This window comes from Citrobacter sp. TBCS-15 (assembly GCF_005280815.1).
Classification (GTDB): domain Bacteria; phylum Pseudomonadota; class Gammaproteobacteria; order Enterobacterales; family Enterobacteriaceae; genus Citrobacter; species Citrobacter werkmanii.
In genome coordinates this window covers 502,155-517,204 of record NZ_SZWK01000102.1, presented here as the reverse complement: position 1 = coordinate 517,204, position 15,050 = coordinate 502,155, and the positions used below count along the sequence as shown (strand labels likewise).

At 51.7% G+C, this 15,050-nt stretch carries 16 protein-coding genes; 9 read left to right on the top strand and 7 right to left on the bottom strand.

What is annotated here, in order from left to right; all coding sequences use genetic code 11:
- Window positions 1-5 precede the first annotated feature (5 nt).
- The 5 genes from FDW96_RS09265 to ydhT all read left to right on the top strand — a co-directional run bounded on the left by FDW96_RS09265 (window position 6) and on the right by ydhT (window position 5,115).
- Window positions 6-2,108, top strand: a complete 2,103-nt coding sequence (locus tag FDW96_RS09265; protein WP_038640295.1) for an aldehyde ferredoxin oxidoreductase — start codon at window positions 6-8, stop codon at window positions 2,106-2,108.
- Window positions 2,109-2,118: 10 nt separating this feature from the next.
- Window positions 2,119-2,784, top strand: coding sequence for a YdhW family putative oxidoreductase system protein (locus FDW96_RS09260; RefSeq protein WP_042308733.1), 666 nt, complete (start codon window positions 2,119-2,121; stop codon window positions 2,782-2,784).
- 64 nt (window positions 2,785-2,848) lie between these two features.
- On the top strand, window positions 2,849-3,517 hold the full coding sequence (locus tag FDW96_RS09255; protein ID WP_042308731.1) for a 4Fe-4S dicluster domain-containing protein: 669 nt from the start codon (window positions 2,849-2,851) through the stop codon (window positions 3,515-3,517).
- The gene (phsC, locus tag FDW96_RS09250) at window positions 3,514-4,299 is read left to right on the top strand and encodes a thiosulfate reductase cytochrome B subunit (protein ID WP_137365576.1); all 786 of its coding nucleotides are present in this window, start codon (window positions 3,514-3,516) and stop codon (window positions 4,297-4,299) included. The genes FDW96_RS09255 and phsC overlap by 4 nt, the downstream gene beginning before the upstream one ends.
- A 3-nt stretch (window positions 4,300-4,302) precedes the next feature.
- On the top strand, window positions 4,303-5,115 hold the full coding sequence (ydhT, locus tag FDW96_RS09245) for a protein YdhT (protein ID WP_137365575.1): 813 nt from the start codon (window positions 4,303-4,305) through the stop codon (window positions 5,113-5,115).
- Window positions 5,116-5,124: 9 nt separating this feature from the next.
- Here ydhT and FDW96_RS09240 read toward each other — a convergent pair whose 3' ends face one another.
- Genes FDW96_RS09240 through FDW96_RS09225 form a run of 4 tightly spaced genes read right to left on the bottom strand, consistent with a single transcriptional unit; the run spans window position 5,125 to window position 8,230 of the window.
- Window positions 5,125-5,802, bottom strand: coding sequence for an amino acid ABC transporter permease (locus tag FDW96_RS09240; RefSeq protein ID WP_061381430.1), 678 nt, complete (start codon window positions 5,800-5,802; stop codon window positions 5,125-5,127).
- Window positions 5,792-6,577, bottom strand: coding sequence for an amino acid ABC transporter permease (locus FDW96_RS09235; protein ID WP_137365574.1), 786 nt, complete (start codon window positions 6,575-6,577; stop codon window positions 5,792-5,794). Before FDW96_RS09235 ends, FDW96_RS09240 begins: the two co-directional genes overlap by 11 nt.
- Complete coding sequence (locus tag FDW96_RS09230; RefSeq protein WP_061381428.1) at window positions 6,577-7,395, bottom strand: amino acid ABC transporter ATP-binding protein; 819 nt, start codon at window positions 7,393-7,395, stop codon at window positions 6,577-6,579. The genes FDW96_RS09235 and FDW96_RS09230 overlap by 1 nt, the downstream gene beginning before the upstream one ends.
- Before the next feature lies 1 nt (window position 7,396).
- A complete protein-coding gene (locus FDW96_RS09225) occupies window positions 7,397-8,230 on the bottom strand; it encodes an ABC transporter substrate-binding protein (protein WP_061381427.1) in 834 nt (277 codons plus the stop codon).
- Between the two features lie 212 nt (window positions 8,231-8,442).
- Between FDW96_RS09225 and FDW96_RS09220 the strand changes: the two genes are divergently transcribed.
- Entirely contained in the window at window positions 8,443-9,336 is an 894-nt protein-coding gene (locus tag FDW96_RS09220; protein WP_042308719.1) for a LysR family transcriptional regulator, read from the top strand.
- 53 nt (window positions 9,337-9,389) lie between these two features.
- On the opposite strand, the gene FDW96_RS09215 is transcribed toward FDW96_RS09220, so the two are convergent.
- Window positions 9,390-9,530 carry a hypothetical protein gene (locus tag FDW96_RS09215; RefSeq protein WP_003832695.1) on the bottom strand — a complete coding sequence of 47 codons (141 nt, stop codon included), beginning with the start codon at window positions 9,528-9,530 and terminating at the stop codon, window positions 9,390-9,392.
- Window positions 9,531-9,862: 332 nt separating this feature from the next.
- Here FDW96_RS09215 and FDW96_RS09210 point away from each other — a divergent pair, with 332 nt between their 5' ends.
- Window positions 9,863-11,344: an APC family permease gene (locus tag FDW96_RS09210; RefSeq protein ID WP_042308718.1), complete on the top strand. Its 1,482-nt coding sequence runs from the start codon at window positions 9,863-9,865 to the stop codon at window positions 11,342-11,344.
- Between the two features lie 19 nt (window positions 11,345-11,363).
- On the opposite strand, the gene FDW96_RS09205 is transcribed toward FDW96_RS09210, so the two are convergent.
- Together FDW96_RS09205 and FDW96_RS09200 are read right to left on the bottom strand one after the other, a co-directional pair.
- On the bottom strand, window positions 11,364-12,062 hold the full coding sequence (locus FDW96_RS09205; RefSeq protein WP_042308717.1) for a cache domain-containing protein: 699 nt from the start codon (window positions 12,060-12,062) through the stop codon (window positions 11,364-11,366).
- Between the two features lie 24 nt (window positions 12,063-12,086).
- Window positions 12,087-12,812: a FadR/GntR family transcriptional regulator gene (locus tag FDW96_RS09200; RefSeq protein WP_042308714.1), complete on the bottom strand. Its 726-nt coding sequence runs from the start codon at window positions 12,810-12,812 to the stop codon at window positions 12,087-12,089.
- Window positions 12,813-13,126: 314 nt separating this feature from the next.
- On the opposite strand from FDW96_RS09200, the gene FDW96_RS09195 reads away from it, so the two are divergent.
- Window positions 13,127-14,554, top strand: a complete 1,428-nt coding sequence (locus FDW96_RS09195; protein WP_042308712.1) for a gamma-aminobutyraldehyde dehydrogenase — start codon at window positions 13,127-13,129, stop codon at window positions 14,552-14,554.
- An 11-nt stretch (window positions 14,555-14,565) separates the two neighbouring features.
- Entirely contained in the window at window positions 14,566-15,039 is a 474-nt protein-coding gene (locus FDW96_RS09190) for an ester cyclase (RefSeq protein ID WP_052511180.1), read from the top strand.
- The last annotated feature ends 11 nt before the right edge of the window (window positions 15,040-15,050 follow it).

Genomic DNA, 15,050 nt, shown 5'->3' with positions numbered 1-15,050 from the left:
ACATGATGGCTAATGGTTGGACAGGTAATATTTTACGGATCAATCTCACCACGGGTAATATCACCCATGAAGATTCCAGTAAATTTAAGAAATTTATCGGTGGGATGGGCTTTGGGTATAAAATTATGTACGACGAAGTCCCGCCAGGCACCATGCCTTTTGATGAAGGGAATAAGCTGGTTTTCGCCACCGGGCCATTAACCGGCTCGGGCGCACCCTGTAGCTCCCGCGTCAATATCACCTCCTTGTCAACATTTACCAAAGGTAATTTAGTCGTAGATGCCCATATGGGCGGTTTCTTTGCCGCACAGATGAAATTTGCCGGTTACGACGCCATTATTATCGAAGGTAAGTCCGCGTCACCTGTTTGGATCAATATTAAAGACGATAAGGTCAGCATCGAAAAAGCCGATTTCCTGTGGGGCAAGGGCACGCGCGCCACAACCGAAGAGATTTGCCGCATTACCAGCCCTGAGACTTGCGTCGCCGCGATTGGCCAGGCGGGGGAAAATCTGGTACCGCTCTCCTGCATGATCAACAGCCGCAACCACAGCGGCGGCGCCGGTACTGGCGCGGTGATGGGCTCGAAAAATCTGAAGGCTATTGCGGTAGAAGGGACCAAAGGGGTCAATATCGCCGACCGCAAAGAGATGAAGCGGCTCAATGACTATATGATGACCGAGCTTATCGGCGCCAACAACAACCACGTTGTACCGAGCACCCCGCAGGCCTGGGCAGAATACTCTTCGCCAAACTCGCGCTGGACGGCCCGCAAGGGACTGTTCTGGGGAGCGGCGGAAGGCGGGCCAATCGAAACGGGTGAAATCCCGCCGGGTAACCAGAATACCGTCGGTTTCCGTACCTATAAATCCGTGTTCGATCTCGGACCTGCCGCTGAGAAATACACGGTAAAAATGAGCGGCTGCCATTCATGCCCCATTCGTTGTATGTCACAGCTCAATGTCCCGCGGGTGAAAGATTTTGGCGTACCGAGTACCGGTGGCAACACCTGCGTGGCGAACTTTGTGCACACCACCATTTTCCCCAATGGCCCGAAAGATTTTGACGATAAAGACGATGGGCGGGTGGTGGGAAACCTGATTGGTCTGAACCTGTTCGACGATTATGGCATCTGGTGTAACTACGGGCAGTTGCACCGTGATTTTACTTATTGCTACTCAAAAGGCGTTTTTAAGCGCGTACTGCCGGCGGAAGAGTACGCGGAGATCCGCTGGGATCAACTGGAAGCGGGCGATCCTAATTTTATTAAGGATTTTTACTATCGGCTGGCGCATCGCGTGGGGGAACTCAGCCACCTTGCAGACGGATCATATGCCATTGCTGAACGCTGGGATTTGGGCGAAGAGTACTGGGGTTATGCCAAAAACAAACTGTGGTCGCCGTTTGGTTTTCCTGTCCACCACGCTAACGAGGCTTCAGCACAGGTTGGGGCGATCACCAACTGTATGTTTAACCGTGACTGCATGACGCATACCCATATTAACTTCATCGGTTCCGGTTTGCCGCTGAAATTACAGCGCGAAGTGGCGGGCGAACTGTTTGGTTCGCAGGATGCATACGACGAAACCAAAAACTACACCCCGATTAATGCCGCGAAGATCAAATATGCCAAATGGACGTTGCTGAAAGTCTGTTTGCATAATGCGGTCACGCTATGCAACTGGGTCTGGCCGATGACGGTTTCGCCGCTCAAGAGCCGTAATTATCGCGGAGATTTGGATCTGGAAGCGAAATTCTTCCAGGCAGTTACTGGCGATGAAACCACGCAGGCGAGTCTGGATCTGGCCGCTGAACGTATCTTTACCCTGCATCGCGCCTATACGGTCAAACTGATGCAAACCAAAGATATGCGCAATGAGCATGATCTCATCTGCTCCTGGGTGTTTGATAAAGATCCGAAGATCCCGGTCTTCACCGAGGGGACCGACAAGATGGACCGGGAGGACATGCGCCTGTCACTGACGATGTTCTATCAGGAAATGGGCTGGGATCCGGAGCTGGGCTGCCCTACGCGCGAAACGCTGAATCGACTAGGACTTGAGGATGTGGCAGCCGATCTGGCGGCACAAGATCTGTTGCCAGCGTAAGGAACGCGAGATGACTAACGTGAGCAACGTTCAGGCACCCATTGAGGCGTTTCCTGATGAGGTAGATAGCCAAAAGAGACACTGGCTGCAGGCGCTACAGCTGCCTGCAGAACAGGTGAACGCGACGCAGGTTCAGGAACCTGCCAGCCCGGAGTCGATAGTGGCGGAGTTTATCCGCCAGCATTCAGCAGCGGGTCAATTGGTGGCACGCAGTGCCTTCCTGCAGCCACCGTATTCGGTTCCTGAAACCGACCTTACCGTGTTGCTGGATACCCTGTGTCACGGTGCGAATGGGGCGGATATTACCTGTGTGCACGGCGCTGAAGAGGCATATTTCTTTTCAACGCAAACCATGACGGCAAACTACGCCAGCATGTGTGTGCAGGTGGTGGAAAACGACATCTGTCGCGCGATTGCCGAGGCGGTACGCTTCGACTGTCAAACGTATCCGCGCCCCTATAAGGTCGCGATGTTGACGCAACCGCCGTATAGCTTTGAATCTCAGCAGGTTGCAGCGGCGCTCTCGGCAATGGAAACGCACCCGGATTACGCAGATATACGCACTGTGGAATCGTCAAATGCGGAGCCTTATTTGTTTAGCGAACGTTTTATGAGTTATGGCAAAGCGTACGGCCTGTGCGAATGGTTTGAGGTTGAGCAGTATCAGAACCCCTGAATTCTTCAGGTTGATGTCATGGAATGTGTGGACGACCACTGTCACAGCATTAGAGGATAACCCGATGTCCTTCACCCGACGTAAATTTGTCATTGGCATGGGGACGGTGATTTTTTTTACCGGCCCAGGTCAAAGTTTGTTAGCAAGTCCCAGGAGCACTAAAGGCGTTCGTTATGTCATGATCCACGACGAATCTCTGTGTAACGGCTGTAATATTTGCGCCCGCGCATGCAGGAAAACCAATCATGTTCCTGACCAGGGCAGCCGTTTGTCGATAGCGCATATTCCGGTTTCGGATAACGACAACGAAACGCTGTATCACTATTTTCGTCAGTCCTGCCAGCATTGTGATGATGCGCCCTGTATCGAGGTCTGTCCAACCGGCGCCTCCTGGCGAGATGAGAATGGCATTGTGCGGGTAGATACGTCTTCGTGTATCGGCTGCAGTTACTGCATAGGCGCGTGCCCTTATCAGGTACGCTATCTCAATCCGCGCACCAAAGTGGCTGATAAATGCGACTTTTGCGCTGAATCACGTCTGGCGAAAGGTTTCCCTCCGATCTGTGTTAACGCCTGCCCGGAACACGCGCTGATTTTTGGTCGTGAAGATAGCCCGGAGATTCAGACCTGGCTGCGGGAAAACAAGTATTACGAGTATCAACTTGCAGGCGCCGGGAAACCCCATCTGTATCGTCGGTTCGGTCAACATTTGATTAAAAAGGAAAATGTATGAACGCGTCGCAGAATGCCGAACAGTTTCACGCCCAGCTTGCGCAATATGTCCCTATGTTTTCACCTGACTACTGGCCTGTGTGGTTGGTCATCGCCGGATTAATGCTGGTGGGAATGTGGCTGGTGCTGGCGCTACACGCCATGCTGCGCTTTCGTGCCGCGCATAAAGCGTCGGCAGGGCACGGTGAGAAGGTCTACTTATACTCGAAGGCCGTTCGTTTGTGGCACTGGTCGAATGCGCTGCTGTTTCTGCTTCTTCTGGTGAGTGGACTCGTCAATCACTTCTCGGCCGTCAGCGCGTCGGTGATGAAAAGCCTGCTCACCGTACACGAAGTCTGTGGCTTTTTGCTGCTCGCCTGCTGGATTGGTTTTGTCCTGATCAACCTGTTTGGCGGTAACGGGCATCATTATATTATTCAACGTCAGGGCTGGATCGGACGAGCGCAAAGACAAACGCGTTTTTACCTGTTTGGCATTATGCATGGAGAGTCACATCCATTCCCGGCATCAAAGCGTTCGAAATTCAATCCGCTACAGCAGGCGGCCTATGTTGGCGTGATGTATGGTTTGCTGCCGCTGTTATTGATATCGGGTCTGTTATCGCTCTATCCGGCGGTAGTCGGCGATCTGTTCCCGGGCGTGCGTTACTGGTTGTTACAGGCGCACTTTGCGTTGGCAATAGTCAGTCTGTTTTTCATTTTTGGGCATCTGTATCTTTGCACTACGGGGCGCACGCCGGGCGAAACCTTCAAGTGCATGGTGGATGGCTATCACCGGCATTAAGCGATGATGATTACGCGTGATGACTTACGGGCCTGGCGCGTTGGGCCCGTAATGTATCGCTGGTTTCTACGTACTTTTCCCGCCGGGGGAAGTTATGCCGATGTACATCGTGCGCTCCAGCGGGAAGGGTACATCGACTGGGCAAATAGTCTGGTGGAATATGGTTGGTCAAAATGGCGGGAAGAGGAGAGTTTTGTCCGGCAGGATATCCGGGCGATGGGAAATATTTCCCGCGTGCAAACGGTGGGGGAAACAGGTAGGCCGCTGGCGAGTGCGGAAGATAATGTCAGCTTTGGCTGTGCGGATGATAACGTTAAAATCGCCAGCGCCGGCTATGCCGCACAGATTGCCAGTGCAGGTTACAGCGTACGTATAGGCAGCGTAGGCTATAACGCGCATATCGGCAGCTCAGGCGATCGCGGACGAATTGCGGTCGCGGGAAATTCAGCGCGTATCAGTAGCGTGGGCGACGGGACGCGTATCGCCAGTACCGGCATGCGTGTACGCATCAGTGCACTGGGTGACAGAAACCGTATTGCCTGCAGCGGTGATTTAACCCAGCTAGCCTGTTTCGGCGCGGAATCGAAAATCGCCAATTGTGCAGATAATATCCATATTATTGCCAGTGGTGAGAACGCCGTTGTTGCCAGTACTGGCACTGTCGATTCGATAATACTCGGTCCTGGCGGATGCGCGGCGCTGGCCTATCATGATGGCAAAAGAATGCGTTTTGCGCTTGCGGTTGAAGGCGAAAATAATATTCGGGCTGGCGTGAAATATCGGCTCAACGAAGACCACCAGTTCGTGGAATGTTGAGCCTTGAGGTCATTTTAGCGCGAACCGTCGCTGGGTGATTTTTTCCAGGCTAAAGCACAGCAGGTAATAGACCAGTCCGGTAAAGATAAAAATGGCTGCCGGATAGATTTGCACCCGGCTATTAACCTGACCGGCAACCGTCGTGAGTTCTGGCACATTGACAATAAAGGCCAGCGACGTGTCCTTCAGTAGTCCAATAAAAATCCCTGTCAATGACGGCATAGTGTTGCGCAGCACTTGCGGCAATAAAATAAGCCACAGGGCCTGGTACGGGCGAAAACCCTGCACCACTGCCGCTTCATATTGCCCACCAGGTAACGCGCTAATTCCGGCATACACCGAGTGCATCACCGAGGCGGCAGTAAACCATGCCAGTGCTAACGTCACGGTAACTGCGCCGGGCAGATCGCTTCCTGTCAGCATGGGGAGCAAATACCACATCCAGAAAATCACAAAGATTAACGGAATGCCGCGAATAAACTCGGCCCAGATAAACAGTCCTTTGCGAACCGCGCCCGGAAAACGCCAGGCGCAGCAGGCAAGAACTATCCCCCCGGGCAGTGCCAGCAATGCCGCGCCGATGGCCATCAGCAAAGTAAGTAGCACGCCGCCGGGTTGGCCTTCGGTCACGCGTCCCCACAGGAGATAGTCCAGATTGTCAGTAATGACCGAAATATTAGCGATCATGTGGGATACTCCTGAAACTTAATGGACGCGTTCTTATTCTGAACGGTTTACCTGACGCATATTTCGGACCAAGACGCGTAAGCAGCATGCCTAGCACGATGCCGATAAACAGATAGAGGGCTGTTCCAACGGCAAATGCTTCCAGTGCATGCGCGTTATAGCTCTCAATTTGCCGCACCTGATAGGTCAACTCTGCAAATCCAATACCGCTGGCAAGTGAGGAGAGTTTCATCAGATTGAGATATTGCCCAACGATCGGCTGCCAGGCGTTCGCCAGCCCTTGGGGAAGGAGAATGTGACGAAAAACCGCCCAGGCGGAAAAGCCCTGAGCAATGGCCGCCTCGCGTTGTCCGGCAGAAACCGCCTGCAAACCAGAGGCAATCTCCTCGACCAAAAAGGCTGAAGTAAAAACACCCAGCCCCCATGCAGAACAAAGAAACTCCGGCGTTAACCACCAGACGTCACCCGGCAGAACAGACCATGGGTGTTCAGCATTAATAAAGGTAATCACGTCACGGGGTAGCCAATTCCATGCGGCGAAATACCAGAACATCAGTTGCACCAGTAAAGGCGTGTTGCGAAACACTGAGACCCACATGCCGACCACCGCGGTGGCAACGCGATTGCCCGTCAGCCGCACGCCGAGCAGTAAGACGGCAAACAGGGTGGCGACCGCGACGCCTGCCAGCGTCACCCATAGCGTGGTGAGAAAACCGGAAATTATCCATTGTAGAGGTTGCCCGCTCAGCACCCCCTGCCAGTCCATTATCAGCATTATAACGGTAACTCCTGGTGTAACGGGTCGAGCACTTTTTTCAGGAAACGCTGGGTTCTGGGATGTTGTGGGCGGGTGAAGAAATCCTCCGGCGAGGCGACCTCCAGTATATCGCCGCCATCAATGAATACCACACGATCGGCAATCTCACGGGCGAAGTGCATTTCATGAGTCACGACGATCATCGTGATACCGCTGTGAGCCAGATTTTTCATCACTTGTAACACTTCGCCGATCATTTCTGGATCCAGCGCGGAGGTGGGTTCATCAAACAAAATGATTTGTGGCGATGAAGCCAGCGCGCGGGCAATGGCAACGCGCTGTTGCTGCCCGCCAGATAACTGAGCGGCATAGGCATCGGCTTTCTCGAACAGTCCTACTTGATCCAGTAATTCGAGTGCCCGGCCTTTCGCCTCCGCCTTGTTCCAGCCGTGAACATATTCCAGCGCCAGCGCAATGTTTTGCAGCGCGGTCAGATGCGAATAGAGATTGAACTGCTGAAATACGAAACCGATACGGCTGCGTAACTGGCGTAATGCCGCTCCGCGCAACTGACTAATTGGTTTACCATCAATGAAAATTTCGCCACCGCTGAGCGACTCAAGCTGATTGATAAGACGTATAAGAGTGGATTTTCCAGAGCCAGAGGGACCCAAAATGGTCACCACTTCACCAGGTTCAACTGCCAGGCTGACACCGTTAAGTACGGTATGAGCGTCATACTGCTTAATCACATTGTGCAGTTTGACGCTTGCCTGACCCAATTGGGTAGAATCCGCAGCCGAAGCTGCGGAACGATGAAAAAGGGCTGAGAGCATATTACTTGGCTTCTATTTTAAAGGCGCGGGGCTGCGGGTTTTTGGTTTCAGGGCCGAACCACACATCATAAATTTTTGCCGCCTGACCGGTAGACTCCAGCTTCAAGAGTTCATCGTTGACGGCTTTTAACAGAGCGGGTTCGCCTTTTTTTACCCCCACGCCGATCTCTTCTTTACTCAGCAGGTCCGGCAAAATTTTGAAATCTGCTTTATCCGGCGCACCGCTTAACAAGCCCGCCAGAATTGTACTGTCCTGGGTGATGGCCTGCACATTACCGTTGCGTAATGCGGTTAATGCCAGGGGAATATCGTCATAGGCCAGTACGCGCGACTGCGGGAAGCGCTGATGTAACGCCTGCTCACCGGTAGTCCCTTTTACCGCACCGATTCGCGCTTTGCCGTATTCATCGAGCTTGTCCGGAGATTTTGCCGGTACAAGGAACTGCTGGCCGGTGACAAAATAGGGCACGGAGAAATCGATCACTTGTGCACGCTCAGGTGTGATCGTGATATCCGCTACGATTAAATCGGCTTTACCGGATTGTAATAACGGAATACGGTTGGCCGGATTGGTGGCTACCAACTCCAGTTTTACCCCCAGGGATTTGGCCAGCGCTTCGGCAAAATCGACGTCGTAGCCGACAATCTTATGCGTTTTTGCATCAACTGAACCGAACGGCGGATTGGCGTCGAATGTCGCCACTTTGACTACGCCTGCGGCTTTGATATCGGCCAATTGGTCGGCCTGAGCCTGCGAAACGCTAATGCCAGAGGCCAGTAGCACGCTGAGTGCCAGAAGTGTTTTTTTAGCGCTGTGAATTTTCGTTGCCATCATTGTATGAAATCCCTGTAGTTTTTGGTTTGTGCTTTTTACGCTCCCATAACTTACGATTCAGACAAAATAAGAAAAAATTCTTATCTATATACAAAATGTTATTAGTGAAGGGGGGGAGATCAGGAGTGATGTGCGCGAACGTTCACAAACGCTACGTGATTACCCTCATGACCTGTACCATAGGTCAATAAAGTTAAGGGCTGGGGACAAGCATGCTGCGTGATAATTTTAACGATCTTTATTATCTCATTATCGTCGCCCGCGAGCGGAGTTTTACGCGGGCTGCGGCAAAGCTTGGGGTCTCGCAGTCAGCGTTAAGCCATGCGATACGTGGACTCGAAGAGCGGCTGGATGTACGACTCCTTACCCGCACCACGCGCAGCGTCGCGCCGACTGAAGCCGGAGAACGGCTCATCAACAGTATCAGTCCGCGTTTTGATGACATTGAAACGGAACTGCTGGCATTAACCGACATCCGTCAGCGGGTGGCGGGTAACATTCGCCTTACTTTGGGTGAACATGCGTTGCAATCGACTGTCTGGCCCGCGCTGGCGCCTTTTTTGCAGGCTTATCCTGAAGTGAAAGTGGAAATGACCCTCGACAACAGCCTGACGGATATTGTGGCTGGCCGTTATGACGCGGGTATTCGTCTCGGCGAGCAGGTGGCAAAAGATATGGTTGCTGTCAGAATTGGCCCGGACTGGCGCATGGTGGTGGTCGGTTCACCCGCTTATTTTGCCCGCCATGGTAAACCACTCACCCCACACGATCTGCAAAACCATAACTGCATCAACATGCGCATGCCGACGTTGGGCGGGCTATATGCCTGGGAATTTAGCAAAGGCGGACAAGATTTGCGCGTGCGGGTTGAAGGGCAGCTTATTTTTAACAATCTCCCCCCGCGGATTAGCGCGGCGATTGCCGGGATGGGGCTGGCATTTGTGCCGGAAGACACTGTCGAACAGGCGGTGACTGACGGTGCGCTGGAAAAAGTGCTGGAGGACTGGTGCGAACCTTTCCAGGGCTATTATATGTACTACCCCAGCCGCAGGCAGCACACCGCCGCTTTTGCCAAATTGATTGAGGCTTTACGGTATACGGGCTGAAATGGGAAGGGTTAACAGGCGATAAAAAAACCGGCATTGCGCCGGTTCGGAAATCAGATTTTGCAGGCGTCGCCGCAGTCATTATCAGCAATAATTTCCTGCGCTTTCTTATCTGCATCTTCCAGACGTTCAGCATTACGCTCTTGCGCTTCTTCCAGTCCATCAAAGACCAGATTATCGAGATCAATTTCCATCATTCACCTGCTCAGGTTCAGCGTTTAACATCACACTATTATATTGCAAAAATGTTGCTTAACAGCAGCGATTATTGCTACTTAGCCCCGAACTTAAATCAGATGCGCATATTTTTCCGGCAGCGTGGCCCACAGATGGCGGCTGCGAAGAGCTGTTGGTCATAAATACCGCTAAACGCCAGCGCGTTCTACCGTTTTATCTCTACTTTTTCATTAACGTGATGCGCGATCATTTTTAACAAATGCGTGACAAAATCACTATACATATAACTTAATATCTTTTATACATTAATTGTTCAACCCTGCGACTATTCCACAAAAGAGAAAGATATATGGAACAGACACCTGATAAGAAAAACGATAATTTTCAAAAAGATGGCAAAGAACAGTTCAATCGCTCAATCGGTTTAATTTCTAACTTCGCGTTGGGGTTTACCTACCTTTCGCCGCTCACTGCCGTCTATTCGCTGTTTGCGCTGGCCGTAACGCTGGCGGGGCCGCCCGCAGTATGGTGGATCTTAATCGTCGCATGTGGCCAGCTTTTAGTGGCGTTGGTGTTTGGTGAGGTCGCTTCCCAGTATCCGATAACTGGTGGACTGTATCCCTGGGCGAGAAGATTATGGGGCAAGAAATATGCCTGGATTGCCGCCTGGATTTACCTGTGGGCGCTGGTGGTCACCATTACGTCAATTGCGGAATATACCTCGACGTTTGTTGAGTCGCTGTTCCACTATGGTCAAACGCCTGCCACCATGTTGCTGACGTCTGTCCTGCTACTGCTGTTGATGATGGCTGTTAATATGTCCGGGACCAAAAACCTGGCCAGGGTCGCCAAAATTGGCTTCTGGTGTGAAATTGTCAGCGTGATTGCGCTGGGAATTTATCTGCTGATCTTTCACCGTTCTCAGCCTTTCTCCGTCATCTTCGACTCGATGGGCGTGCTTGCTCAGGACGGAAGCTACTCCACCGCGTTTATGTCCGCCGCGCTGATGGGGCTGTTTATGTTCTTTGGCTTTGAAGCCTGCGGTAACGTAGCGGAAGAGGTGCAGAACCCGAGCAAAAAGATCCCGGTCGCGATGATTTTAAGCATCGTATTTGGTGCGATTTCCGCCATCATTTCCGTGATGGGTTATCTGCTGGCTTCACCGAATCTGGTCAGTATCGTGAATGGTAAAACGTCCGATCCAATCCCCGCCATTCTCAATGAAGCCTTGGGGGAAACAGGCGCAACTATCTTTATCATCGTCGCGATTGTGGCGATGTTATCGTGCATTTTGTCTCTACAGGCTGCGTTAAGTCGTCTCATTTTTTCTTTCTCCCGCGACAGAATGCTGCCGGGAAGTGAATGGATGTCCAAAATCTCGAAAAACGGCGTTCCGGATAATGCGATGGTCGTCAGTTGCCTACTGCCGGTGATCATCTGCGTTTGGGTCTATTTCCAGCCAGACAACCTGTCGCGTATTACCGCGTTTGCCGTAATCGGTATCTATATCTCGTTCCAGATGGTCGTGCTTGCTGCGTTACGTCAGCGTCTGAAGGGCTGGAAACCGGCCGGGGAGTGGACCATTGGCGGTTGGGGCGTGATTGTAAACGTACTGGCCTTAGCCTATGGATTATGTGGGATCTGGTTGCTGGCTCAACCGGCAGATAGCAGCGACTTCATTGACCGTTGGACAGTGCTGTTCGGACTGGCGATTGTCGTTGGGTCGGGGCTTATCTATATGTTCCTGACCCGACCGTTTGGGCGCTCTGCGGCGCCGGAAAATGATGCTATTGCTTACGCCAATAAGCTCAATATGGGGCAGGATAACTAAAACAAGGGCCTTCGGGCCCTTAGTTTTGATAGTGATAAAGGATAAAGTAGTCGCTCTGATATACCACGGTGCTGTTGGCGGGTGACAGTAACTCCCCCACGCGAAAGCGAGGCCAACTGGAGAAGATAATCCTGTTTTCCAGATTGGTCAGTATGACGTAGTCAGGATGAGCGCAGGAGAGCAGTTCGGCTTCGATTTGGCTGACCAGCAGATCGACGGCGGCGACGCCAAGGAACTGATCGTTGTAGTAGACCGGCACTGCCGAAGTCAGGGTATAGGAGATATTGCAGATATAATCGACGTACGGGCCGTGGATATAAGCTTTCCCTGCCGGTGGCGAATGTTTAAACCACTCGAAGGTTCTGAAATCCAGTCGTTGCTGCGTGGCCTGATCCAAATCGAGGTGAGCCTGGCTCAAACCATTATCTTTCTTATACCACCACTCCAAAAGCCAATACTCTTTGGTGGTGGTAGTGCTCTCTATATGGCTGGCAAATCCGGCTCCAGAGCAGTAATGGTTGTCATTGAGCGTGCGCTTAATATGCCCTTGAACGGTGGATCTCACAGAGGGATCGAGGACAACCTCGGCTGAAGCTTTCTGTATTCCGGCAATCGCCTCATGGATGCTCCTCGCCAGCGCCACGGTAGAATCTACGGTAGAGACGGTAATATCATCAATTTTATGGATTAATGCGCTTAAGGATGTCGAAGAGCTCATTGTCTGTCCTGCCTTCACGGGTTGTCAGTTCGAGTTATATTTCAGCTTTTTTTCGATAAGGTAATAGGTAAAGGTGTCGATGATCCGCGTGGCAAGCTGTACTGATTCCGCCTCGTTGTGGGCTGCCAGCGCATCGGCCAGCGCTGAATAAAGCGCGATAATTTCGGCATGAATGCTGTCCGTGCGATAGAGAATCGCCACCAACGATGCCCATTCAGCTTGCACCTGAAGCTCCTGGTTCGCCAGCCGTGCCGAATGTGAACTGGCGGCTATCGCCAGCAGGCATCGCATATCGGCCTGGGTCATCAGCTCAGGTGATTTTGCCTTTCTAAGCACCTCAACAAACTCGCGAAATTTGGCGATATCCGCGCCGGTCATTCGTCTTGAAGCAAGTCTTGCGCTATGGCTAATGATGGCGCAATGCATTTCCCCCAGATCCGAAAGATAATCGGTACTGATCGCTTTGAACGGATGCAGAGGGCTATTTTTGCCATCGATATTTTCGCAAACGAAGCTGCCACCATTACGACCACGAACAGTATGGATAAGATTATTAGCCCGAAGCGTGTTTAGCGCTTCTCTGATAGTGATATGTGAGACACCCATCATCTTTGCCAAATCAGTTTCGTTGGGAAGCTGTTCTTTCGGCTCCAACAATCCCGTGATAATAGCGTTTGAAAGGCGTTGCACTATCTGGTCTGAACGACTGACCTGCCCGATAGGCGCAAATATGACTGCGTGAGTAATCATAATCTTTTCTGCACTCAATTCCCTGAAACAACGACCCTTTCTAACACATGCCCGCTGGGCAAGGAAGGTAAGAATGGCCGCGTTATTTTACATGCCCATGCGCAAAATCTGCCGCACTGACGGATGTGTGTCCCGATAACCTCTGGAGCTGAGCGCGCCGCGTCAGCTACCAGTGGCAAGCCTCACCCTGAACAATGTAAAAAATAAGTTAAAAATGCGAGGCTTATCATAGTGTCAATGTTGCGTATTTGAAAAGTTTTTACAATATATATATTACATAAGATTCTTTATGTATTAATGGGTGGGAGACAGGCATGAAAACCCTGAAGCATTTTATTAATGGGCAATATGTAGCAGGTGGCAGCGAAGAGACCTTCGAACTGGTGAGTCCGGTTGACGGTGAAACGTACGCATTATCTCCTAATGCCAGCGCGGCAGAGGTGGAGCAGGCCTACTCTGCAGCTGAAGCGGCGTTTAGCATCTGGAGAAAATCGACACCGGCCCAGCGACAAATAGCGTTATTGCGCCTTGCGGACGAAATAGAACGCAATGTGGAGCGACTGGTCAATGCCCAGAGCCAGGAGACCGGTCAGCTTCGCCATTTTATTGAGAAGGAAGAGATCGCGGCATCCTGCGATGCCATCCGTTTTTTTGCCGGGGCTGCACGTTGTCTTGAAGGCAAGGCAGCAGGCGAATATTCCGCTGGATTTACCTCAACTATTCGCCGGGAACCGCTGGGCATTGTCGGGCAAGTTACGCCGTGGAATTACCCGTTTATGATGGCGGTATGGAAAATTGCGCCGGCACTGGCGGCGGGTAACACGGTAGTGTTAAAGCCAAGCGATACCACGCCGGTCAGTACGCTGCTGCTGGCGGAACTGGCGGCGCCCTTGTTCCCTAGAGGGGCATTTAACGTGGTTTTAGGCAAAGCCAGTACCGGTTCTCTGGTGGTCTCAAACCCGAAAGCCTCACTGGTTTCGATTACCGGTTCGGTCCGTGCAGGTCTGCAGGTTGCGGCCTCGGCAGCGGCGAACCTGACCCGGGCGCATCTGGAATTAGGTGGGAAGGCGCCCGCGGTGGTATTTGCCGATGCGGATATGGACAAGGCGATTGCGACGATTGTCACGGCTGGCTTTTTCAATGCCGGGCAGGACTGCACGGCGGCCACGCGTATTCTGGTCGAACAGTCCGTCTACGCTGAATTCCTGGGAAAACTGGTACAGAAAACAAAGAGTATTAAATTTGGGCCGCCAGAAGATCAGGATGCATTGTATGGCGCTTTGAATAGCCGGAATCAACTCGAGCAAGTGAAAGGCTTTATCGAGCGTTTACCGGCACATGCAAAAATTGAGACCGGCGGGCGCGCCGGATCTGGCCCAGGCTTCTATTTTGAGCCGACGATCGTCTCTGGTCTGCAACAGCACGATGAAGCTATCCAGCATGAAGTATTTGGTCCAGTAATGACTATTCAGTCGTTTTCTGGCGATGAAGATGCATTACTTAAGGCCAATGATGTGGAATATGGTCTGGCGGCGAGCGTCTGGACCAGCAATCACAGTCGCGCGCAGCGCTTCAGCATTGACCTTGATTTTGGCACGGTATGGATTAACAGCCATATTCCCCTGTGCGCCGAAATGCCACACGGCGGCTTCAAAAAATCGGGTTATGGCAAAGATCTCTCATCCTATTCGCTCGAAGAATACACTCGGGTGAAACATATCATGTGCGACATTTCTGAATAGAGAGGGTGGTGATGAAAACATTAAAAGTGGCGGTGCTTTCATTGGTGATGCTCTCGGGCTATAGCCTGGCAGAAAGTTCCTCGCTGAATACCGTGAAAGAGTATATGGCGGCGTGGAATGCGCATGATGCTTCGCGAGCGGCTCAATATCTTGCAGATGATGCAGTCTATTATGATGCCGCCGCGGGAGAACCGATTACCGGCAGGGAAAAAGCAGAAAAAGAAGTTATTGGGGCCTTTATTAAGGCGGTCCCGGATCTGACCTGGAAAATGATCGGCAAACCCGTTTATGACGAGGATACCGTGGCTTTTCGTTGGCAGTTCTCAGGAAAAAATAGTGGTGAATGGGCAGGGAGCCCACCGACAAATAATCTGATAAGATTTGAAGGTGTTAGCTATATTCATGTTAAAGCAGGAAAAATCACCTGGCAGGGTGATTATTATGATTCTAAAAAACTGGATGAAGAATTAAAGCCAGTGAAATAGATGGCGATCCC

What these genes read in the sequence shown, in the direction of transcription:
- FDW96_RS09265 (WP_038640295.1), top strand. Translation starts at nt 6, where the DNA reads ATGGCTAATGGTTGGACAGGTAATATTTTACGGATCAATCTCACCACG.
- FDW96_RS09260 (WP_042308733.1), top strand. Translation starts at nt 2,119, where the DNA reads ATGACTAACGTGAGCAACGTTCAGGCACCCATTGAGGCGTTTCCTGAT.
- FDW96_RS09255 (WP_042308731.1), top strand. Translation starts at nt 2,849, where the DNA reads ATGTCCTTCACCCGACGTAAATTTGTCATTGGCATGGGGACGGTGATT.
- phsC (WP_137365576.1), top strand. Translation starts at nt 3,514, where the DNA reads ATGAACGCGTCGCAGAATGCCGAACAGTTTCACGCCCAGCTTGCGCAA.
- ydhT (WP_137365575.1), top strand. Translation starts at nt 4,303, where the DNA reads ATGATGATTACGCGTGATGACTTACGGGCCTGGCGCGTTGGGCCCGTA.
- FDW96_RS09240 (WP_061381430.1), bottom strand. Translation starts at nt 5,802, where the DNA reads ATGATCGCTAATATTTCGGTCATTACTGACAATCTGGACTATCTCCTG.
- FDW96_RS09235 (WP_137365574.1), bottom strand. Translation starts at nt 6,577, where the DNA reads ATGCTGATAATGGACTGGCAGGGGGTGCTGAGCGGGCAACCTCTACAA.
- FDW96_RS09230 (WP_061381428.1), bottom strand. Translation starts at nt 7,395, where the DNA reads ATGCTCTCAGCCCTTTTTCATCGTTCCGCAGCTTCGGCTGCGGATTCT.
- FDW96_RS09225 (WP_061381427.1), bottom strand. Translation starts at nt 8,230, where the DNA reads ATGATGGCAACGAAAATTCACAGCGCTAAAAAAACACTTCTGGCACTC.
- FDW96_RS09220 (WP_042308719.1), top strand. Translation starts at nt 8,443, where the DNA reads ATGCTGCGTGATAATTTTAACGATCTTTATTATCTCATTATCGTCGCC.
- FDW96_RS09215 (WP_003832695.1), bottom strand. Translation starts at nt 9,530, where the DNA reads ATGGAAATTGATCTCGATAATCTGGTCTTTGATGGACTGGAAGAAGCG.
- FDW96_RS09210 (WP_042308718.1), top strand. Translation starts at nt 9,863, where the DNA reads ATGGAACAGACACCTGATAAGAAAAACGATAATTTTCAAAAAGATGGC.
- FDW96_RS09205 (WP_042308717.1), bottom strand. Translation starts at nt 12,062, where the DNA reads ATGAGCTCTTCGACATCCTTAAGCGCATTAATCCATAAAATTGATGAT.
- FDW96_RS09200 (WP_042308714.1), bottom strand. Translation starts at nt 12,812, where the DNA reads ATGATTACTCACGCAGTCATATTTGCGCCTATCGGGCAGGTCAGTCGT.
- FDW96_RS09195 (WP_042308712.1), top strand. Translation starts at nt 13,127, where the DNA reads ATGAAAACCCTGAAGCATTTTATTAATGGGCAATATGTAGCAGGTGGC.
- FDW96_RS09190 (WP_052511180.1), top strand. Translation starts at nt 14,566, where the DNA reads ATGAAAACATTAAAAGTGGCGGTGCTTTCATTGGTGATGCTCTCGGGC.